Origin of the sequence: Ectopseudomonas oleovorans, assembly GCF_029845265.1 — a bacterium.
Taxonomy (GTDB): Bacteria; Pseudomonadota; Gammaproteobacteria; order Pseudomonadales; family Pseudomonadaceae; genus Aquipseudomonas; species Aquipseudomonas oleovorans.
In genome coordinates this window covers 13,884-35,092 of the sequence record NZ_JAOCLK010000012.1, presented here as the reverse complement: position 1 = coordinate 35,092, position 21,209 = coordinate 13,884, and the positions used below count along the sequence as shown (strand labels likewise).

Genomic DNA, 21,209 nt, shown 5'->3' with positions numbered 1-21,209 from the left:
ATGCTTAGAAGCTACCTGCGCCTGACGCTGTTCGCTTTCGGCCTGTTGCTCGGCGTGCAGGTGCCGGGCTTCGTCGATGACTACGCCAAGCGGGTCGAGGCTCATCGCCTGGAGTCGCAGCAGAGTCTCAAAGGCTTTCAGGAAACGGCGCGCAATTTCTTCAAGGGCGATATGGACGCGCTGGTTGCGCACTACCGCGTCAGCGATGACCCGGTGATGCGCAGCGATGCCAAGAGCGTCGGGCACCTGGTGCAGCGCTCCGCCTTGCTCGAACGCGAATGGCAGGCCATGCAGGGGCCCTGGTACGCCCAGGCCTGGCACCTGGCGACTGGCGCGGATCACGAGCTGTTCGAGGAAACCCTGCAGGCTTACCGTTATCAGGTGCTGTTTACCCCGGATGCGATTCTCTGGGGTGTGATCAGCGCACTGCTGCTGGCCTGGCTGGCGGAGGTGCTGGTGGTTCTGTGCGGCTGGATGTTCGGTGCAGGGCAGACCAGGCGCGCTCAGCAGCGCCACTGGCGCTGAATACCTGCCCAGGGGCATCGGGCAAAACGCCGGTTCAGTAGCCGAGTGCCAACTTCGGACCCAGGTAGTCATTGACCTGGAGAATATCGTCCTCGCCGAGCAGGCCGACCGCAGCGGCCAGTTGCAGGCGTGCGAGCAGATAGCGAAGTTTGGCTTCGAGCAGATCACGGCGGGCGATGAACACCTGTTCCTCGGCGTTGAGGATATCGACATTGGTACTGGAGCCCGCGAGAAACCCCTTGCGCGCTGAATCCTGTGCCCGCTCGCTGGAAATGACGGCCTGCTGCAGGGCGCGAATGCGTGCCTGGCCGCTCTGCACGCCGTGGAACTCACGGGTTGTGGCGGAGAACACTTCCTCGCGGCTGGCATTGACTTCTTCCCCGGCCTGTTCACGACTCGCGGTGGCCTGGCGCACCCGCGCGCTGACGCCGCCGCCGGAGTAAAGCGGCATGGTGAATTCCAGGCCGATGGAGCTGTAGCGGTTGGTCTGGTTGATGGTGGAGAGCGAATCGCTCTCGCTGTCGGTATAGCCCAGGACCAGATCGAGAGTCGGCCAGTGGGCGCTGCTGGCGCGTTTGACCTCTTCTTCGGCGAGGCCATGATTGAGCTGGCGTGCGCGCAGCGAAGGGTTGTTCAATTGCGCCTTCTGCAGCCAGTCCTGGAGGTTGTCCGGTTGCAGGGGCGGAGTAGGAAATTCCGCGTGCAGGGTGGCGAGTTGATCCGGGTTGTTGCCGAGCAACTCCTGCAGCAGGCGCAGGGCGACTACCAGATTGTCTTCGGCTTCGATCACGCCGGCCTGCGCCAGATCACGTCGGGCGGTGGCCTGGTCGACGTCGGTGATGGTGCCGTCGCCCAGATCGAAGCGGCGTTTGGCAGCCGCTACCTGTTGCTCGAAAGCCTTGAGCTTGGCGCGTGAAAGGTCGATGGTCTCGCGCGTCAGCAACACATCGAAGTAGCGGCTGGCCAGGCGTACGGCAACGCTCTGCGTCTTGGCATCGAACACCGCTTCGCTATAGCTGGCGCGCTGCTTGCCCTGGCGGTACTCGACCATTTTCTGGCGGTTATACAGCGGTTGACGCAATTGCAGGCTGAGGTTTTCCGAGTCGTAGTCCAGATCGTTCTCGATGCGCCGGCCAAGTGCATTCTGTTGCTCCTGGGTGCCGTCGACCTGGCTTTTGCTGGCCCTGGCAGTGATCTGCGGCAGTAACCCGGCTCTGCCGATAGCGGGGTTTTCCAGACCAGCGGCACGCTCGTGGACGGCGGCACGATAGGTTGGGCCCTGCAGTTGCAGCAATTCCCAGGCCTGTAACAGATCCATGGAGTGGGCGGGCAGGCAGGCCAGGCAGCAGAGGCCTGACAATATCTGGCGTACGAGCATGTCATTGCTCCTTGAAGGCTCCGTCGATACGGTCAAGCATGGGCTTCATCAGATAGCTCATCAGGTTGCGTTCACCGGTCTTGATCGTCACGGTAGCCGGCATGCCGGGGCGAATGCGATTGCTGCCCAGCTTGTCCATGCCGTCGGTGGTGACCTCGATCTCGGCCAGGTAGTAGGGCTGCTTGTTGGTCTCGTCGATGAGGCGATCGGCGGAAATCGTCAGTACGCGACCGGGGATGTTCGGCGTCTGCGCGTGATTGAACGCGGGGAAGGCGATGTCCACCGGCAATCCCGGTTGCATCTTGTCGATGGCCTGCACCGGCACCATGGCATCGACCTGCAGCGGCTCATTGGCCGGCACCACGTCCATGATTCGCGAGCCGGCCTGGATCACCCCGCCTATGGTGGAGGCCGACAGTCCCAGCACCACGCCATCGATGGGCGAGCGGATCACCGTGTTGCTGACTTCGTAGTCCAGCGCCCGCAGGCGGTCGGCGAGAGCGGCGGCCTCTTTCTGCATATCGCTGAGCTGCGATTGCACTTCCTGCTGGTAATTCTGTTCAAGCTGGAGGATGCGCAGTTTGAGCTCGGCGATCTGGTTGCGCGTACGCCCTGTGTCGGCGATGTTCTGCGCCAGCGAGGCGCTCAGTTCGGCGGCGTTGCGTTCCAGTTCGAGCATGCGGTTGCGCGTCACATAGCCTTCCGCCGCCAGGCTGCGCACCCCGTCGAGTTCCTGGTTGAGCAGCCTGATCTGCGCGCTGCGCGAGTGCTGTACCTGGCGCAGGCCCTTGAGCTGTTCCTCGGCGCCGTGGATGTTCTCGCGGAGAATCTCGGCTTCGCCGCTCAGTGCCGCGCGGCGGGTGGCGAACAGGCGCTGCTGCAGGGCGACCGAGGCATCCAAACGTGGGTCGCCGGCGAAACGGCTGAGCAGCTCGGGATCGAACTCCACCTGTGTGGCGCCGTCGCGCTCGGCCTGCAGGCGGCTTTTCACCGTGCTGACCACTATGTACTGGGCGCTGACCATGCCCTGCTCGGCGATGGCGCGAGTGGCATCCAGCTCGATCAGCGGCTGGTTGCGTTGCACCAGATCCCCCTCGCGCACCAGGATGGCGCCGACCGAGCCGCCGGTCAGATGCTGGATGGTCTTGCGGTTGTCGGTGACGTTGACCGTGGCATTGGCCACCACCCCGGCATCCAGAGGCGCGAGAATGGCCCAGAGAATGAATCCACCGAAGCCTGCGAGCACCAGCGACAAGCCCCAGCGACTCGGTTTGCCGTCGTCCATGTCAACCGTGCAGGGGCTATCCGTCAGTATCAGCCCCTTGCTTTCGAACTGCAGATCGGACATGACATGTCACTCCTTGGCCCGTACCGAGGCCAGGGTCGGCGACCCCTTGCCGGTGGGGATCACGTTGGCCTGGCGCAACGCAGCGAATACCTCATCGCGGCTGCCGAACATCTGCACAGCGCCTTCGCGCAGTACCAGCACCTTGTCCACCATGTTCAGCACGGTGGGGCGGTGGGAGATCAGCACCAGGGTCTTGCCGCGTTGCTTGAGGTCGAGCAGCGCTTGCAGCAACGCTGCTTCGCCGACGTCGTCGAGGCTGGCGTTGGGCTCGTCGAGGACAATCAGTGATGGCTCGCCGTAGAGTGCACGGGCCAGGCCGATGCGTTGCTTCTGCCCGCCGGACAAGGAGCCGCCGTCGGCACTCAGGTGGGTGTCGTAGCCTTGCGGCAGGTGCAGGATCATCTCGTGCACGCCGGCCTGCCTGGCGGCGAGGATCACCGCCTCGCCGTCGATAGCGCCGAAGCGCGCGATGTTTTCGGCGACGCTGCCCTCGAACAACTCGACGTCCTGTGGCAGGTAGCCGAGCCAGGGGCCCAGTTCGGCCTTGTTCCATTGATAGATATCGGCGCCGTCCAGGCGCACCTTACCGCCTTGCGCCGGCCAGACGCCAACCAGCAGACGTGCCAGGGTGGATTTGCCTGAGGCCGAGGGGCCGATGATGCCCAGGGCCTTGCCGGGTGCCAGGTTGAAGCTGACGCCGCGCAGGATCGGCGTGGGCGAGCCCGGTGCGCTGGCGAAGGCGTTCTCCACGTGGAGCATGCCCAGCGGCTTGGGTAGCGGCATGGATGGCTTGTGCGCAGGAAAGTCAGCCAGCAGCCCGGATAGCCGAGCCCAGGCTGCACGGCTGGAGAGCAACTGCTTCCAGGCCGAGATCACCTGCTCCACCGGCGCCATGGCACGGCCGGAGAGGATCGAGCAGGCGATCATCATGCCCGGGGTGATCGTGCCCTGGATCGCCAGCCAGGCGCCGGCACCAAGGATCAGTGACTGCAGGGTGACACGCACGAAACGACTGCCTCCGGCGATGTAGGCCGCGCGGTCGGAGGCCAGGGTCTGCAGCTCGAGAATTTTCAGGTGGTTGCCGAACCAGCGCTGGCGAATTGCCGGCAGCATGCCCATGGCCTCGATCACTTCGGCATTGCGCAGGTTGTTGTTGGCGAAACTGCCGGATACCAGCGAGGCCTGATTGGCCTCGGCCAGCGGCTTACGCGTGCTGACTTCGGTGAGCCAGGCCAGGCCCATCAGCAGTAACGAACCGATCAGAGTAATCAGGCCGAGCAGTGGGTGTACCAGGTAGATCACCAGCAGGAAGATGGGGGTCCAGGGAGCGTCGAAGAAGGCGAACAGGCCGTTACCGGTGAGAAACTGGCGGACCTGCGAGAGATCCTGCAGCGCCTGTGCCGGGTTGCCGCCGGCGCGGCGCAGGTTGCGCTCGAAGGCGGCGCCGAAGATGCGCTTGTTGAGCATCATGTCGAGGCGGTTGCCGACGCGGATCAGCACGCTCGAGCGCACCACTTCCAACAGCGCCATCAGTACATACAGGCCGATCACCAGCACGGTGAGCATCAGCAGGGTGGTGACATTGCTGCTGACCAAGGCACGGTCGTAGACCTGCAGCATATAAACAGCCGGGGTCAGCATCAGCAGGTTGATCACCCCGCTGAAGGCGGCCAGGGCGTAGAAGGTGCGGCGCAGGCGAAAGAGCACCTCGGCCAGCTCGGAACGCGGGGACTGCGGGACGTCCATGGGACCCTCCGGCACTGCATGTTCGCTGGGTGTCCTGCGTGGGGTGACGGCATTTCGACGATTGGCGTGCAGGACTGTCTATTGGAGACATTTTCTTGTCTCTTTGGGTGTCGCCCTCTAGGTATAGATGGGGTTTTCGTCGATGTGCAAGGGATTTAATCGCCTTATTTTTTCGATGTTTCGTTTTGTTTCATAAAAAAAATCTTTATTCAATAAAAGCTTATAGGAAATAAGGATAATTAATGAGGCGATTGACGGTATCTTGACAATCCTATTGGCTTGGACTTAAGTCTAGGCGTGTGATCCAAGCCAATAAGTCGACACAGCTTTCGTTGGCAAGCTCCTGCATGGGGTGATCACCATCGGAATCACGTTTTACCGGACGCCTGAGGCGTCTTTGCTAGGGCATTTCGCCGACCTGAAACTGCACGGGTCTCCTGCTGCCTGATTTTTGACGCCAGGCTTCGTGCCAGCTTCAGCATAGGGACATACCAAATACTGATTGCACGCCGATTAGCCCAGCAGGTCGGAGTGGCAGCGTTTGGCCTCTATCCCGGGGACGCTCTGACGATTGTGTGATGCGCAACGGATGGGGTGGGCTGCTTCTGGGCCAGCGATTCCTCCGATTTCGCGCATTCAGCTGCTGGGTTTCAGAGGTGGAAGGAAATGGCCGATTTCATCAAATCCGATCTCGAGTTCATCCTGCAGCAGATTTTCATTGCTGAGGCGCATGCCGCCGGACAGAGCCTGAGCGAGTTGCTGCCCAACTCCCAGGTGCCCTGGGGGCTGCGTACAGTGGATGGCAGCGACAACCTTAACGGGGGCGCCGGTACCGATCAGTTGCTCGGCGGCAACGGCAACGACCAACTGTTTGGCGATGGTGGCAATGACATCCTCGATGGCGGCGTCAGCAACGACAGGGTGACTGGCGGTGCCAGCAACGACACCATGACCGGTGGTACTGGCAACGACATCTTTGTGTTCGGGCCGAACTTCGGCAATGACCGGATCACGGACTTCGATGCCAACTCTGCCGGAGGGCCAAGATCTACTCAATATCGCCGCGCTGGGGATTACGGCAGCGACCTTCGCTGCGCGGGTGAGCATCGCCGATGCCGGTGCCGACACCCTGGTGACGGTCAACGGTGCGGATGGCGGCACCATCACCCTGGTTGGAGTCACCAATCACACCACGGTGACGGTAGCGGACTTCCAGTTGAGTTGAGTCGGGAAGCCTGGTGCCTGGCTTTGCCCGGCACCATGGCGACAAGGGTATAAACCTTGAGGGGAGCATATTCGATGAGTGACAAGATCAAGGTAGGCATAGTCGACGACCATCCGCTGCTACGGCAGGGGGTCGCCGCGACCCTTAGCCGGGTCGAGGACTTCGAGGTGGTGGAGCAGGGCGGTTGCGCCGACGAGGCGCGGGAAATTTCCGCGCGCTGTCAGCCCGATGTGCTGCTGATGGATGTCAACATGCCGGGTGATACCTTCGCTGCGGTACGCGCCATCAGCAAGGCACAGCCAAAGGTCAAGGTGTTGATGCTGACGGTGTCAGAGTCCGAGGACGACGCCTATTCGGCCCTGGAGGGCGGCGCCCAGGGCTACGTGCTAAAGGGGGTCAGTGGTCCTGAGCTGATTCAGGCGATTCGCACCGTGGCCAAGGGTGAAACCTTTATCACCCCGGCGCTGGCGACGCGCCTGCTGAGCAACTTCCGCAAGCACCAGACCGAGCAGCGTGGGGTAGATCTCACCCACCGTGAAGAACAGATCATCCGTGAAGTCTCCAACGGTCTGACCAATCGTGAGGTGGCGGCCAAGCTGGGTTTGAGCGAGAAGACGGTGAAATACTACATGACCAACGTGATGCAGAAGCTGCATGCGCGTAATCGTGTCGAGGCGGTGGCGGCAGTGCGCCGCTATTGGGAAAGCCACAAGACCTGGACTGTAGGCATCGGTGCGCCGTGACGGCACAGGTGCTACTGGCAGTTTTCGTCATCGTGTAAATCGAATCTGGCCGTGACCCGGGTACCTTGCCCGGGGGCCGATTCGAGCTCGAACGTCCCGCCCAGAGACTCCACTCGATAGCGCATGCCCACCAGTCCCAGGCGCGAGCGATGTGACCCTGTCGCGGCCTGAAGACCCTTATCGATGCCGGCGCCGGTGTCCGCCACCTGTACTTCCAGTACGCCCTGCCGGCACTCGGCACTGACCCGCTGTCCCTGGCCGCCGGCATGGTGGAAGGCGTTGTTCAACGCCTCCTGTACCAGCCGGTAGACGCAGATCTTGTAGGACAGACTCAGCGCCTCGGGTAACTCGCCGAGATCTAGCTGCACCTTGGTTTCGCTGCGTTGCTCATGGCGTTGCACCACAAGTTTGAGCAGCTCATCCAGATTCAGTTCGTTGATTTCCGGCAGGGCCAGGCCACGGGAAATACCGCGAATCTCGCGCAGGCTTTCCTGCGCGGCGTTGCGGATGGTCTCCAATGGCTCTCTGGTCGTGCTTGTAGACAATGCCGCCAGTTCATCCAGGCGCAGCAGGATCAGGGTCAGGAGCTGCGCCGGACCATCGTGCAGGTCGGCGCCCAGACGCCTGTGTGTCAGCTCGTTGATGGTGGCGAACTCGTGGCTGGCGGTATTGACGCGCTGCTGCAGCGCGGTGTTCTGCTGGTGCAAGGCCTCCCGCTCGCACATCTGCTGGCGCAGGATCGCCTGCTGGCGATCGATGATGCGGTCGCCGCGGCGGACGATGAGAAACAGCAGCAGGAGCATGGCCAGGGTAGCGGCGGCGATGATTGCCCAGACCTGCAGATGGATGCTGGCGATCTCGTGCTCCATCTCGTAGAACTCACCGATGGCGATGATCCGTCCGCTACCGAACTCGCGCAGCGGCACATAGGTTTCGTACAGCGGCTGATTGAAGCTGCGCTCGTAGGCGTGTTCGTCGTGATCCAGCGGGCTCAGGCGGGTGACCACCTCGCCCTGCATGGCGGCGGCGATGGGGCCGGCCGGGTGATAGTAGAAGACCGGCCGCTTGCTGCTGTAGACGTTGCTGCCGTCGGGTAGCCAGATTTTGACCGAGACGATATGGCTATTGAGCGAGGTCTGGCTCACCAACGCGTCGATGGTCTGCACGCTCTCGGGTTTCAGGCTGCGCGCGTTGGCCAGTTCCTGCACGTACTCGTCGAGATAGGCCTCCATATAGATGGCCGCGCCTTCTCCTGCACTCTGCGCTGCGGCCAGCCTGATTTGCTGGCTGACCAGGCTGCCGACGAAGGTCATGCTTACGCCGAGAATCAGTGCAGCAGCGAGAACGAACTGCACCGAACGGTTCGCCGACCCCAGGCGACGCCAGCCGGATGAAGTGGGTTCGACCAAAGTCCCATCACCATTCTCGACCAAGGTCGTTGAAATGGATTCGACCTTTGCATCTGTGGTCATTGCTGTTACTCCCGGATGCTTGGAGCCAAGTGCTGAAAGACCTTTTGCTGGCTGCAACGTGCTGAGGTCTATCAACAAGCTAGTTCAGGATTGGCCTTGTCGGGTCGCCGAGTGCAGATCACCAACTCCGCAGAGGTTGGCGTGTGCTTCAGGCGACAGGTGAGGTGGCAGTTACAGCTGTAGCTTGATAGGACGCATGGAGTGGGTCTTGAGCATTCTCAAGCGTGGTGCTGGCGATGGCATGCGGTGCAAGAGAGGGCGCCACGGCCGTCGATCAGGCCACCTGTGATGGAGCGCAAATGATGGACAGCAGTCCACGTCGTCCCGTAGCGGCGAGCTTGTGTGGTACCGGCTTGTGGCATGGTCACGGGCCGCCTTAGTCCCATCCCACGGCCTAGCCGCCGCGGGGGCAAACGATCGCCAGGTGCGGTCCGAGCCCTTTCCCATCTGCCCAGACACACATATTCCTGCGCTGCGCCACGCCGTTGCAATGTTGCCGTATGCATGTGGTTTCACTGACGTCTCCGTCAGTCGCGCTCACATCAAAGGGAGCACAACAAAATGGCTGTCAAGACAACCCAATCCGATCTGGAATTCATCCTCCAGCAAATCAAGATCGCCGAAGCCCACGCCGGTGGCGCCTCGCTCTACGACCTGGTCGGCAACCCGCTGCTGCCCTATGGTCTGCGCACGGTCGACGGCACCTACAACAACCTGGTGCCTGGCCAGCAGCACTACGGCTCGGCCGACCAGACCATGCCGCGCCTGCTGGAGCCGGAGTTCCGCGACGCGGAAAACGGCATCGACGGCAACGGCGCGCCCCCCGGCTTCCCCGGTTCGGGCACCCAGACCAGCTATGAACAGACCAGCGGCTATGTGGTGGATTCGCAGCCGCGGGTGATCAGCAACCTGATCGTCGACCAGAGCCTGAACAACCCGGCGGCGGTGATGGCCGCGCTGGAGTACGCCGGCTCCAGCGACGTCTTCGGCGATGCACAGTTGGTGGCCAACGCCCTGGCCACGCTGAAAACCGCCGAGGCGGCGGCGCAGGGCAATAGCGCGCTGGTCGAGGCCAGCGCCGCGCTGCTGGCCGCCTCTGCCGCTGCGGCCCAGGCTGCAGCAGTAGAGGCGGCGCAGGTGCAGGCGCAGGCCGATGCCGACGCCCTGGCGCACAGCGAGTCGCTGGCGCTGGTAACTGCTGCGCAGGCCGCGGAAGGGGCTGCCTTGGCGGCGTTGATTTTCGCCCTGAACAACGGTGGTGATGTTGTCGGCACTTTGGCCACATACAACGCGGCAGCGGCTGCGACTGCTGCAGCTCAGGAGCAGGCTGGCACAGCTGGCGAAAGTGCTGCCGCATCGGCTGCGCTTGCTATGGAGGCTCAGACCGTTGCTCTGGCAGCGGCTACACAGTTGGCCAGCGATACGGCCGCCCACGAACTGCTGCTGGCCGAGGTTGCTGAAAGCAGCGCCGAGGTTGCTGCTGCCCAGGCCGCGCTGGATGGGCTGCTGGACGATATGGGTATCGTCATGGACAACGGCAGCGTGCAGGTGCCCAACGTCTCGCCGGACGAAGGCCTGAGCGCGCCTTTCAACGCCTGGATGAGCCTGTTCGGCCAGTTCTTCGACCATGGCCTGGATCTGGTCAACAAGGGCGGCAGCGGCACCGTGTATATCCCGCTGCAGCCGGACGACCCGCTGTACGTTGAGGGCTCGCACAGCAACTTCATGATTCTCACCCGCGCCACCAACCAGCCGGGGCCGGATGGCATCCTCGGCACGTCCGACGACGTGCGCGAGCATGTCAACCAGACCACCCCCTTCGTCGACCAGAACCAGACCTACACCTCGCACGCCTCGCACCAGGTTTTCCTGCGCGAGTACGTGATGGTCGACGGCAAGCCGGTGGCCACCGGGCATTTGCTCGACGGGCCCAACGGCGGCCTGGCCACCTGGGCCGATATCAAGGCGCAGGCGCGCGAGATGCTCGGCATCGACCTCACCGATGCCGATGTGACCAACGTGCCGCTGCTGGCCACCGACCAATACGGTCAGTTCATCCGTGGCGAGAACGGTTTCGCCATGTTGATCATGCCCGGCAATCCGCCGGTTCAGGTGGAGGGCGATCCGGACAGTCCCATCAGCACCCAGGGGGCCGTACGCACCGGTCATGCCTTCCTCGACGATATCGCCCACAACGCGGTGCCGGTGATTGTCGGCGGGCAACTGATGGCCGATAGCGACAGCGACGTGGGCAATGCCGTACCGGTCAATTCCATGACCGGACGCAACCAGCAGTACGACAACGAACTGCTCGACGCCCACTACATCACCGGCGACGGTCGCGGCAACGAGAACATCGGCCTGACCGCGGTGCACCATGTGTTCCACTCCGAGCACAATCGCCTGGTGGAGGCCAACAAGCAGACCATCCTCGCCAGCGGCGATCTGGCCTTTATCAACGAGTGGCTGCTGGTGCAGGTCGACCAGGTGCCGGAGAGTGCCGACGGGCTGATCTGGGATGGCGAGCGCTTGTTTCAGGCCGCGCGCTTCGTCAACGAGATGCAGTACCAGCACCTGGTGTTCGAGGAGTTCGTGCGCAAGATCCAGCCGTTCACCGATATCTTCATGGTGCAGCCGGATATTGAGATCGATGCAGCCATCGTCGCCGAGTTCGCCCACGTGGTGTACCGCTTCGGCCACTCCATGCTCAACGAAACGGTGGATCGGTTGAGCTTCGACATGCAGTCCAGCGACATCGGCCTGATCGAGGCCTTTCTCAATCCGGTCGAGTTCGGCAGCGCCGATGCCGATGTCATGGCCGGCTCGATCATCCGCGGCATGACCCGGCAAACCGGTAACGAGATCGACGAGTTCGTCACCGGCGCCTTGCGCAACAACCTGGTGGGGCTGCCCCTGGATCTGCCGGCGATCAATATCGCCCGCGGCCGCGACACCGGCGTGCCGTCGCTCAACAGTGCGCGCGAGCAGTTCTTCGCCGCCACCGGCGACAGCAACCTCAAGCCCTATGTCAGCTGGGTCGATTTCGCGCTGAACATCAAGAACCCGGCATCGATCATCAACTTCATCGCCGCCTACGGCCAACACGAGAGTATCCTCGCGGCCGATACCGCCGAGGCCAAGCGCGCCGCCGCCACCTTGCTGGTGATGGGCGGTAGCGGCAGCCCGAGCGATCGCACCGACTTCCTCAACAGCAGCGGCACCTGGGCCGACCGGGAGTCCGGCTTGAACCTGGTGGACTTCTGGATCGGCGGGCTGGCCGAGCGCAAGATGCTGTTCGGCGGCATGCTCGGCTCGACCTTCAACTTCGTCTTTGAAATACAGATGGAAAAACTGCAGGACGGCGACCGCTTCTACTACCTGTCGCGTACCCAGGGGCTCGACCTGTTGGGGGCGCTGGAGGCCAACTCCTTCGCCTCGCTGGTGATGGCCAATACCGACCTTGGTCAACCGGGCTCCTCGCACCTGCCGGGGGATCTGTTCGCCTCGGTAGACCATATCCTCGAGCTGAACCAGGCGCTGCAGATCGGCGCCGATCCGGTCTGGGGCAATCCCATCATGCAGGCGCTGACGCCCATGGTGGAACGTGGCGAAGGTTATTTGCGCTACAACGGCGAAGCCCATGTGGTGCTGGGTGGCACCGAAGACAACGACACCCTGATCGGCGGCATCGGCGACGACACCCTGTGGGGCGATGGCGGCAACGACCGTCTGGAGGGTGGCTACGGCAATGACATCATCCAGGGCGGTGACGGCGACGACATCATCACCGACATCGGCGGCGACGACATCATCAAGGCCGGCGCCGGCAACGACGTGATCCATGGCGGCAACGGCCTCGACCTGATCTTCGCCGGCGACGGCCATGACTTCGTTATCGGCGGCACCGACGGCAAGGAGATCCTGGGCGGCACCGGCAACGATTTCATCCACGGTGGCGACGGCATCGACGCGCTGTTCGGCGGTTCCGGCGACGACTGGGTGGAGGGCGGCGGTCGTTTCGACTACATCGCCGGCGACAACGGTGACATCTTCTTCGAGAGCCCGATCCTCGGCCACGATGTGCTCAACGGCGGCCAGGGCGACACCGACTACGACGCCGACTCCGGCGACGACATCATGTTCGCCGGCGCGGGTATCCAAAAGAATATCGGCATGTGGGGCTTCGACTGGGTGATCCACAAGGACAGCACGGTGTCCGCCTACTCGGATCTTAACCAGTTGGTGTTCGACACCGAGCCGCTGAAGGTGCTGCGCGACCGCTTCAGCGACGTCGAGGCGCTGTCGGGCTGGGATCGGGACGATGTGCTGCGCGGCGACGACCGCGGCAACGACCCGGATGCCGGCGCGGAGGAACAGCTCAACGCCAACAACGCCCTCAGCCAGGCCGGGGTCGACCGTATCAATGGTCTGCGCGAGATGCTCGACTATCTGGTGGAACTGCCGCCAGAAGAGGGCGACCTCGAGGCCGCCATCGCCTTCAATGCCGGCAATATCCTGCTCGGCGGCGGCGGCAGCGACGTGATCGAGGGCCGCGGTGGTGACGACTACATCGACGGTGCGGCCTGGCTCAACGTGCGCATCAGCATTCGCGACGACGCCGGCAACGAGATCGGCACGGCCGATGGTATGACCAAGGTGATCACCGGCAAGAGCGGGGTGCTGGCCGGCACTGCGGAGAGCCTGACCCTGGATCAGGCCATGTTCAGCCGCCTGCTCAATCCCGGCCAGTTACATATCGTGCGTGAGATTCTCTACAGCAAGGACGAAAACGACATCGACACCGCGGTGTACTTCGGTCTGGCCGACGAGTACGACATCATTGAGAACTTCGATGGTACCTGGACCGTCAGCCATACCCGCTTCGCCGGTGGCGGCGGTACCGTGACCACCTTCGACCCGCTCGATCCGGACGGCCTCAGCACCACCCGCAAGATCGTCTCCGACGGCACCGATACCCTGCGCAATATCGACCGCGTGCAGTTCGCCGACCAGGTGGTCTGGTTGATCGACCGCCCGGCCGAGGGCAGCGTGGCCATCAGCAACATGGCGCCGGCCGAGGACGACATGCTGCTGGCTGCCGCCACCGTCAGCGATCCCAATGGCACCGAATTCGCTGTGCTCAGCTACGCCTGGCAGGCGCTGGTGGCCGGCGAGTGGGTGCAGGTCGGTACGGGGCAGAGTTTCACCCCCGGCGATGCCGAGGTCGGGCTGGCGCTGCGCGTGGTGGTCAGCTTCAACGATGACATGGGCAACCCGGAGAGCCTGGTGTCCGCGGTCACCGCGCCGGTGCTCAACGTCAACGATGCGCCGACCGGCTTGCCGCAACTCAACAATGCTTCGCCCAGTGTCGGTCAGGTGCTGATCGCCTCCACGGCGATGATCGCCGATGCCGACGGCTTGGTCGGGGTGACCTTCGCCTACCAGTGGCAGGTCGGTAGTGGCAGTAGCTTCAGCAATATCGCCGGCGCCACCGCACAGTCCTTCACCCTGACGGCGGCTCAGGCCGGCCAACAGGTGCGGGTGCAGGTCAGCTACACCGACAACCGCGGCACCTTCGAGTCGCTGACCTCGGCGGCCACGGCGGTGGTAGCCAGTGCGGTGATCATGGGCACCAACGCGGCCAATACGCTCAACGGCACCGCGCTGGACGACCATATCCTCGGCCTGGGCGGCAACGACGTGCTCAACGGTCTGGCCGGTAACGACATCCTCGATGGCGGCGCCGGCAACGACACCCTGGATGGCGGCCTCGGCGCCGATGTCATGCTCGGCGGCCTGGGCAACGACATCTATATCGTCGACAACCTCGGCGATCAGGTGATCGAGGCCGCCGGCGCCGGCACCGATACCGTGCGCACCACGCTGCTCAGTTATGGCCTGGGCGAGAACGTCGAGCACCTGACCTTTATCGGCAGCGGCAACTTCACCGGCTACGGCAACGCCCTGGCCAATACCATAACGGGAGGAGATGGCAACGATGTGCTCGATGGCGGCGCCGGCGCCGACCGCTTGGTCGGCGGGCTGGGCAACGACAGCTACTATGTCGACGATGCCGGCGACGTGACGGTCGAGACCGCTGGTGGCGGTATCGATACCGTCTACTCCACTGCCTCCAGCTATACCCTGCGGGCCAATGTGGAGAACTATGTGCATCTCGGCACAGGCGCTGCCGATGCCACCGGCAACGGCCTGGCCAACCAGATGACTGGCGGCGCGGCCGCCGACATCCTGCGCGGCCAGGGCGGCGACGATGTGCTCAGCGGCATGGGCGGCAACGACACGCTCTACGGCGGAGCCGGTGCCGACAGTCTGTTGGGAGGCGAGGGGGGCGATACCCTGTTCGGTGAGGGTGGCAACGACATCCTCGACGGCGGCGACGGTGACGACATCCTCGATGGTGGTGCGGGTAACGACATCATGATCGGCGGTGCCGGCAACGACACTCTGTATGCCGATCAGGGCAACGACATCCTCGTGTTCGGCCCCAACTTCGGTAGCGACACCATCATCGGTTTCGACGCCAACCCGGCTGGAGGGCAGGACCTGCTCAACATCGCGGCGTTCAATCTGACGGCGGCGACTTTCGCCAGTCGGGTATCAATCGCCGATGCTGGCAACGATGTGTTGGTGACGGTGGGCGGTGCAGATGGCGGCAATATCCGCCTGGTCGGTGTGACCGACCACACCAGCGTGACCATCGCCGACTTCCAGTTGGTATGAGGTGGCGTGATCCCTGGCGTTCGGATCACGCACGGTAGCCAAGGTCGGCGCCAGGTTGGCTGCGGAGCATCGCCTGCGGGGGCGGTGCTCCGTGGTCTTCTTTGCAGGGGGTGGAATATCGCAAAAAGTTGCGGCATGACGCATGTCGAGTTCCGCGAGCGTGGTAACGAAATACGCAGTTACATTCACTTACCCGTTCCCATGTCGATCAAGGATTCGATCCTGGCAGCCGCGCTGGCTGCTGTCCTGCCGTTCACCTGTGTTGCATACGCCAATCCCGAGACCGAGCCAGAAAACGCTGCGGTCGACGCCGAGGTCATCGAGACCGAGGATGCGGCGCAATCCATCAGTCCTGAAGAATTCGTCGCCAGCCTGGAGTTCAAGAGTGGCCGCGTCGTCCTGGGCAACGATCTGGCCACCCTCAACCTGCCCGATACCCTGGTGTTTCTCGACGGTGAGAACGCTCAGCGTCTGTTGGTCGATGGCTGGGGCAATCCGCCAGATGACGTTCCGCCGCTGGGCATGATCCTGCCGGCTGGCGTGTCGCCGCTGGCCGATGAATCCTGGGGTGTGACCGTCGAATACGAAGACAGCGGCTACGTGTCCGATGAGGACGCCGGCGATATCGACTACGGCGACATGCTCAAGGACATGCAGGCCGACGTGCGCGAGGCCAACACCTGGCGTGAAGAGAACGGCTGCGAGGCCGTGCAACTGGTCGGCTGGGCCGCCGAGCCGCACTAAGATACCGAAGGCAAGAAGCTGTATTGGGCCAAGGAGCTGAAGTTTGGCGACAGCGAGGCCAATACCCTGAACTACAACATTCGCGTCTTGGGCCGTAAGGGCGTGCTGGTGCTGAATTTCGTCGCCAATATGGATCAACTGGCAGAAATCGAGGCCAGCGTACCGACCGTGCTGGCTGTAACCGAGTTCAACCCGGGCTAGCGCTATGCCGAGTTCGATCCAGATCTGGATACCGTAGCCGCATACGGCCTGGGCGCGCTGGTCGCCGGCAAGGTGGCGGCCAAGACTGGTTTGCTGGCGCTGCTGCTGGTATTGCTGAAGAAGTTCTGGTTCATCCCGGTGGTGCTGGGCGGCTGGCTGTTCAAGCGCATTGGCATGCGCAAGAAGCAAGCGCCGGTCAACGCAGTGAGCGCTCCGGTCGCACCGTTTGCCGAGGCCAAACCGCAAGAGCCAGCGCAAACGGTGATGGTACTGAACAAACCGGACGATGCGGACAAACGCTGAGTTTAGTTTCCCGTTGTGGCTCGATGCCTTACTTGGACAGGTACTTCATGCCGTCTTCCAGACCCTGCAGGGTCAGCGGGTACATGCGATCTTCGATCAGCTCGCGCACCAGGCCCGTGGAGGCGGTGTAGCTCCAGGTGTCCTTGGGGTAGGGGTTGATCCAGATGATCTTCTTGAATTTCTCGGTGAAGCGCTTCATCCAGACGTAGCCGGCTTCCTCGTTCCAGTGCTCGACGCTGCCGCCGGCCTGGGTGATTTCGTAGGGCGCCATGGCCGCGTCGCCGACGAACACCACCTTGTAGTCGGCGCCGTACTTGTGCAGCAGGTCCATCGTCGAGGTGCGCTCGCTGGTGCGGCGCATGTTGTTCTTCCACACGCTCTCGTAGATGAAGTTGTGGAAGTAGAAGTATTCCAGGTGCTTGAACTCGGTCTTGCAGGCGCTGAACAGCTCCTCGCAGACCTTGACGTGGGCGTCCATCGAGCCGCCGATGTCCAGCAGCAACAGAAGCTTGACCGTGTTGCGTCGCTCCGGGCGCATCTGGATATTGAGCAGGCCACCGTCCTTGGCGGTGTGGTCGATGGTGCCGTCCAGATCCAGCTCTTCGGCGGCGCCCTGGCGGGCGAACTTGCGCAGGCGGCGCAGCGCCACCTTGATGTTGCGCGTGCCCAGCTCGACCTGGTCGTCGAGGTTCTTGTACTCGCGCTGGTCCCACACCTTGGCGGCCTTGCCCTGGCGCTTGCCGGCATCGCCGACGCGAATGCCTTCGGGGTTGTAGCCGCCGGAGCCGAACGGGCTGGTGCCGCCGGTGCCGATCCACTTGTTGCCGCCGGCGTGCTTTTCCTTCTGTTCCTCGAGGCGCTTCTTGAACTCTTCGATCAGCTTGTCCAGGCCGCCGAGGCTCTGGATCTGCGCCTTTTCCTCGTCGGTGAGCAGGCGCTCGAATTCCTTGCGCAGCCATTCCTCGGGGATCATCGCCTCGATGTGCTGGTTGAGGTTTTCCAGACCCTTGAAGTAGGCGCCGAAGGCACGGTCGAACTTGTCGAAGTGACGTTCGTCCTTCACCAGGATCGCCCGCGCCAGGTAATAGAACTCGTCCATGTCGGCGAACACGACGTTGTGCTTGAGCGCGTTGATCAGGTCGAGCAGCTCGCGCACCGACACCGGCACCTTGGCCGCGCGCATTTCGTTGAACAGGTTGAGCAGCATGGCTGCACCCTCACTTGCAGAATCATTCCCCGTTTGGGGCGCTCTGTGTAGGAGCCAGCTTGCTGGCGATCAGTGACATCGGCAGTGCGTCGGATCGCCAGCAAGCTGGCTCCTACAGTTTCAGATCAGTGTCCGTTACCGAGAAGCGCGGCGGGTCATGAAGGCCAGGCGCTCGAGCAGTTGTACATCCTGCTCGTTCTTCACCAGGGCGCCTGCCAGCGGCGGGATGGCCTTGGTCGGATCGCGTTCGCGCAGCACGGCTTCACCGATGTTGTCGGCCATCAGCAGCTTGAGCCAGTCCACCAGCTCGCTGGTCGAAGGCTTCTTCTTCAGGCCCGGTACCTTGCGCACGTCGAAAAACACGTCCAGCGCCTCGGCCACCAGCTCGCCGCTGATGTTGGGGTAGTGCACATCGACGATTTTCTTCAGCGTGTCGCGATCCGGGAAGGCGATGTAGTGGAAGAAGCAGCGGCGCAGGAAGGCGTCCGGCAGTTCCTTCTCGTTGTTCGAGGTGATGATGATGATCGGGCGCTGCTTGGCCTTGATCGTCTCGTTGGTCTCGTAAACGTAGAACTCCATCTTGTCGAGTTCCTGCAACAGGTCGTTGGGGAACTCGATGTCGGCCTTGTCGATCTCGTCGATCAGCAGGATCACGCGTTCGTCGGCCTCGAAGGCCTCCCACAGCTTGCCCTTCTTGATGTAGTTGCGAACGTCGTGGACCTTGTCCGAGTCGAGCTGCGAATCACGCAGGCGGCTGACCGCATCGTATTCGTACAGGCCTTGGTGCGCCTTGGTGGTGGACTTGATGTGCCAAGTGATCAGCTTGGCGCCGAAGGCCTCGGCCAGTTGTTCGGCAAGCATGGTCTTGCCGGTACCCGGCTCACCCTTGACCAGCAGTGGGCGCTGCAGGGTGATGGCGGCGTTGACCGCGAGCTTGAGGTCGTCGGTGGCGACGTAGGACTGGGTGCCTTCGAACTTCATCGGAAAATCCTCGCAACGGTAACGCGCGGGGCCGGCCCGCAGCAGAAATTCAGAGCGCGACTATAACGCGCAGCTCAGGTGGCTGTGAACGCAGACGCAGTATTCAGTCACTGAATGGGCGGTCACCGCTGCTTATGACTACAGCTCAGCTGCCGTCCTGTTGAGGTGGTGGGCGTTCGTAGCGGGGTGTGAAGGCTTCGACGAACGCGTTGCGCAGGATGGCGATGAAGGCCTGGAATGCACTGGTCTGCTGGTCGTGCACGCTGCCGCTGAGTTCGACACGGGTGGCGAACTGGTCACGGCGCTGATTCTTCAACAGCGTCTCGCTGCCGCCGACGATGGCCTCCCAAAGCGAGCGCAGTACACCTTTATCTTCGTCTTCGACGTCCTGCTCCCAGTCGAACACCTCGACATCGCGCAGCAGGGGTTTGATGTAGCCGTTGAGCTGGGCGTTCTCGGCTTGCGCTTCGATCACCAGGTCGCCGTTGCCACGCTTGAAGTCGAAGCGGCCGTAGGCGTGGGCGAAGTCGTTGAAGCGTGTCAGGTCGATGTCCTTCGCGCGCAGGCGTAGCTCGAAATCTTCGAACTGCTCGAATGGATCGAAGGTTGCCTCGGCCTCCAGTGGCGCGTGCTCCAGCAACAGCGCGCGACCTCCGAAGTGCGCGACGCGGTCGCCCGGCTCGTCACCGACGTTGGTGAGGTTGTAGAGGCTGGCGTTGATTTGGTCAGCGCTCAGTTCCACCTGGGGGTCGGTGCTGAAGTTGTGAAAGCTGATGCGGCCGTCGATCACCCGCAGTTCGTTGAGGGTGATGGGCAGCAGCTTGTTCAACTGATCGCGCCAGTCGGTGCCGGCACCGGTCTGGGTGGCCTGGTCGTTTTCGCCGCCATCGACGAAATTCAGTTGTGGACGCTCGAAGAACACTTCCGCGACCACGGCGTGTTCTGACCACAATGCCCGCCAGCTTACCGCCAGATCGATAAGCGGCGCGTCGAGCAGCGGTACTGGTACGTCGCCGCTGCTCTTGACGATGCGCAGGTCGTTGATGCGATAGGCGCCGCGCCACCAGGCCAGGTCGATATCAGCGATATGCCCGCGGTAGTCGCCCATCTCGGCGAGCTTGTCGTTGAGGTAGTCGCGGATCAACCAGGGCAGCGTTAGCTGCGCCGCCAGCACCAGTAACAGTGCAACAAACAGAGCCCTAAGGGGCCAGCTGTAGCGTCGTTTCATCGGACAGTCCATCGAGTGATCTATCTTCGATGGACTGCACGCGCGGCATTCTGTTCGGCTGGACTGACGCTGCACCTGGGCATAGGCTGGTGCTCTTATTCATCGTTCATCTGTTTAGGAAGGAATCATGAGCTGCATTTTCGCTGACAACTCCCAGTCCATCGGTAACACGCCGCTGGTGATGATCAATCGCCTGGGGCCGAAAGGCGTGACCATCCTCGCCAAGATCGAGGGCCGCAACCCGGCCTATTCGGTCAAGTGCCGCATCGGCGCCAGCATGATCTGGGACGCCGAGGAGCGCGGTGTGCTCAAACCGGGCATGACCATCGTCGAGCCGACCTCGGGCAACACTGGCATCGGCCTGGCCTTCGTCGCCGCTGCGCGCGGGTACAAGCTGGTGCTGACCATGCCGGCCTCGATGAGTCTGGAGCGGCGCAAGGTGCTCAAGGCCCTTGGCGCCGAACTGGTGCTGACCGAGCCGGCCAAGGGTATGAAGGGCGCGATCGAGAAGGCCAACGAGCTGGTGGCAGCCAATCCTCACTATTACCTGCCGCAGCAGTTCGAGAACCCGGCCAACCCGGCCATTCACGAAAAGACCACCGGCCCGGAAATCTGGCGTGACACCGAAGGCGCCATCGACGTGCTGGTCTCCGGCGTCGGCACCGGCGGCACCATCACCGGCATTTCGCGTTACATCAAGCAGACCCAGGGCAAGCCGATTCTGTCGGTGGCGGTGGAGCCGGTGAGTTCGCCGGTGATCAGTCAGACCCTGGCCGGTGACGAGGTCAAGCCGGCACCGCACAAGATTCAGGGCATCGGCGCCGGTTTCGTACCGAAGAACCTCGACCTGGCGATGGTCGATCAGGTCGAGCAGGTCACTGACGACGAAGCCAAGGCCATGGCCCTGCGCCTGATGCGCGAAGAGGGCATTCTCTGCGGTATCTCCTGCGGCGCGGCAATGGCGGTGGCGGTGCGTCTGGCGGAGAAGCCGGAGATGCTGGGCAAGACCATGGTGGTGATCCTGCCGGACTCCGGCGAGCGCTATCTGTCGAGCATGCTGTTCAGCGATATGTTCACCGAGCAGGAGCTGCAGCAGTAAAGCAGCTGCAGGCGGGTGGATCAATGAAGCGCGATCCACCTACGCTTGGCCTGACCGCCAGTCCGTAGCTCGGATGCAATCCGGGGAGTCACGCCGCCTGCGCCCCGGATTTCATTGGGCTACTTTCTAAATGGCTACTTTCGTAGGAGCCCCGCCCCGGGGCGAAGCTTTTCAATTTCGCGCGCCCAGATTCGCGGCGGGGCGCCACTCCTACAGTATAGGCTTTCGCCACGCCTGGCCTGACTACCAGTCCGTAGCCGGATGCAAT

General features: G+C 62.8%; 11 protein-coding genes and 2 pseudogenes. 6 read left to right on the top strand and 7 right to left on the bottom strand.

Annotation, left to right across the window (positions count from 1 at the left end):
• Positions 1–525: a DUF2937 family protein gene (locus N5J71_RS08505; RefSeq protein ID WP_003461655.1), complete on the top strand. Its 525-nt coding sequence runs from the start codon at positions 1–3 to the stop codon at positions 523–525.
• A 34-nt stretch (positions 526–559) separates the two neighbouring features.
• On the opposite strand, the gene N5J71_RS08500 is transcribed toward N5J71_RS08505, so the two are convergent.
• From N5J71_RS08500 to N5J71_RS08490, 3 genes are read right to left on the bottom strand one after another with little or no spacing between them, the layout of a single operon-like run.
• Entirely contained in the window at positions 560–1,903 is a 1,344-nt protein-coding gene (locus N5J71_RS08500) for a TolC family outer membrane protein (protein WP_125873703.1), read from the bottom strand.
• A 1-nt stretch (position 1,904) separates the two neighbouring features.
• The gene (locus N5J71_RS08495; protein ID WP_279916676.1) at positions 1,905–3,251 is read right to left on the bottom strand and encodes an HlyD family type I secretion periplasmic adaptor subunit; all 1,347 of its coding nucleotides are present in this window, start codon (positions 3,249–3,251) and stop codon (positions 1,905–1,907) included.
• A gap of 6 nt (positions 3,252–3,257) precedes the next feature.
• Positions 3,258–4,997 (bottom strand): type I secretion system permease/ATPase, encoded by a 1,740-nt coding sequence (locus tag N5J71_RS08490; RefSeq protein ID WP_279916675.1) that lies wholly within the window; start codon positions 4,995–4,997, stop codon positions 3,258–3,260.
• A 666-nt stretch (positions 4,998–5,663) separates the two neighbouring features.
• On the opposite strand from N5J71_RS08490, the pseudogene N5J71_RS22505 reads away from it, so the two are divergent.
• Both N5J71_RS22505 and N5J71_RS08475 read left to right on the top strand, forming a co-directional pair.
• Positions 5,664–6,222: pseudogene (locus N5J71_RS22505) on the top strand (calcium-binding protein).
• Positions 6,223–6,296: 74 nt separating this feature from the next.
• Entirely contained in the window at positions 6,297–6,965 is a 669-nt protein-coding gene (locus N5J71_RS08475; RefSeq protein ID WP_279916672.1) for a response regulator, read from the top strand.
• Positions 6,966–6,976: 11 nt separating this feature from the next.
• Here N5J71_RS08475 and N5J71_RS08470 read toward each other — a convergent pair whose 3' ends face one another.
• A complete protein-coding gene (locus N5J71_RS08470) occupies positions 6,977–8,437 on the bottom strand; it encodes a sensor histidine kinase (protein WP_279916670.1) in 1,461 nt (486 codons plus the stop codon).
• 561 nt (positions 8,438–8,998) lie between these two features.
• Between N5J71_RS08470 and N5J71_RS08465 the strand changes: the two genes are divergently transcribed.
• A complete protein-coding gene (locus tag N5J71_RS08465; protein WP_279916666.1) occupies positions 8,999–15,178 on the top strand; it encodes a peroxidase family protein in 6,180 nt (2,059 codons plus the stop codon).
• 201 nt (positions 15,179–15,379) lie between these two features.
• Positions 15,380–16,426: pseudogene (locus N5J71_RS08460) on the top strand (DUF2167 domain-containing protein).
• Positions 16,427–16,454: 28 nt separating this feature from the next.
• Here N5J71_RS08460 and N5J71_RS08455 read toward each other — a convergent pair.
• The 3 genes from N5J71_RS08455 to N5J71_RS08445 form a co-directional block, all read right to left on the bottom strand.
• Complete coding sequence (locus N5J71_RS08455; protein ID WP_279871316.1) at positions 16,455–17,633, bottom strand: vWA domain-containing protein; 1,179 nt, start codon at positions 17,631–17,633, stop codon at positions 16,455–16,457.
• Between the two features lie 135 nt (positions 17,634–17,768).
• Positions 17,769–18,614: an AAA family ATPase gene (locus N5J71_RS08450; RefSeq protein WP_064494556.1), complete on the bottom strand. Its 846-nt coding sequence runs from the start codon at positions 18,612–18,614 to the stop codon at positions 17,769–17,771.
• A 145-nt stretch (positions 18,615–18,759) separates the two neighbouring features.
• Complete coding sequence (locus N5J71_RS08445) at positions 18,760–19,842, bottom strand: DUF748 domain-containing protein (protein WP_279916665.1); 1,083 nt, start codon at positions 19,840–19,842, stop codon at positions 18,760–18,762.
• 127 nt (positions 19,843–19,969) lie between these two features.
• Between N5J71_RS08445 and cysK the strand changes: the two genes are divergently transcribed.
• The gene (gene cysK / locus N5J71_RS08440; RefSeq protein ID WP_128578281.1) at positions 19,970–20,941 is read left to right on the top strand and encodes a cysteine synthase A; all 972 of its coding nucleotides are present in this window, start codon (positions 19,970–19,972) and stop codon (positions 20,939–20,941) included.
• Positions 20,942–21,209 lie beyond the last annotated feature (268 nt).

Coding starts and splice junctions, on each gene's coding strand:
- N5J71_RS08505 (WP_003461655.1), top strand. CDS start 1: ATGCTTAGAAGCTACCTGCGCCTGACGCTGTTCGCTTTCGGCCTGTTG.
- N5J71_RS08500 (WP_125873703.1), bottom strand. CDS start 1,903: ATGCTCGTACGCCAGATATTGTCAGGCCTCTGCTGCCTGGCCTGCCTG.
- N5J71_RS08495 (WP_279916676.1), bottom strand. CDS start 3,251: ATGTCCGATCTGCAGTTCGAAAGCAAGGGGCTGATACTGACGGATAGC.
- N5J71_RS08490 (WP_279916675.1), bottom strand. CDS start 4,997: ATGGACGTCCCGCAGTCCCCGCGTTCCGAGCTGGCCGAGGTGCTCTTT.
- N5J71_RS08475 (WP_279916672.1), top strand. CDS start 6,297: ATGAGTGACAAGATCAAGGTAGGCATAGTCGACGACCATCCGCTGCTA.
- N5J71_RS08470 (WP_279916670.1), bottom strand. CDS start 8,437: ATGACCACAGATGCAAAGGTCGAATCCATTTCAACGACCTTGGTCGAG.
- N5J71_RS08465 (WP_279916666.1), top strand. CDS start 8,999: ATGGCTGTCAAGACAACCCAATCCGATCTGGAATTCATCCTCCAGCAA.
- N5J71_RS08455 (WP_279871316.1), bottom strand. CDS start 17,633: ATGCTGCTCAACCTGTTCAACGAAATGCGCGCGGCCAAGGTGCCGGTG.
- N5J71_RS08450 (WP_064494556.1), bottom strand. CDS start 18,614: ATGAAGTTCGAAGGCACCCAGTCCTACGTCGCCACCGACGACCTCAAG.
- N5J71_RS08445 (WP_279916665.1), bottom strand. CDS start 19,842: ATGAAACGACGCTACAGCTGGCCCCTTAGGGCTCTGTTTGTTGCACTG.
- cysK (WP_128578281.1), top strand. CDS start 19,970: ATGAGCTGCATTTTCGCTGACAACTCCCAGTCCATCGGTAACACGCCG.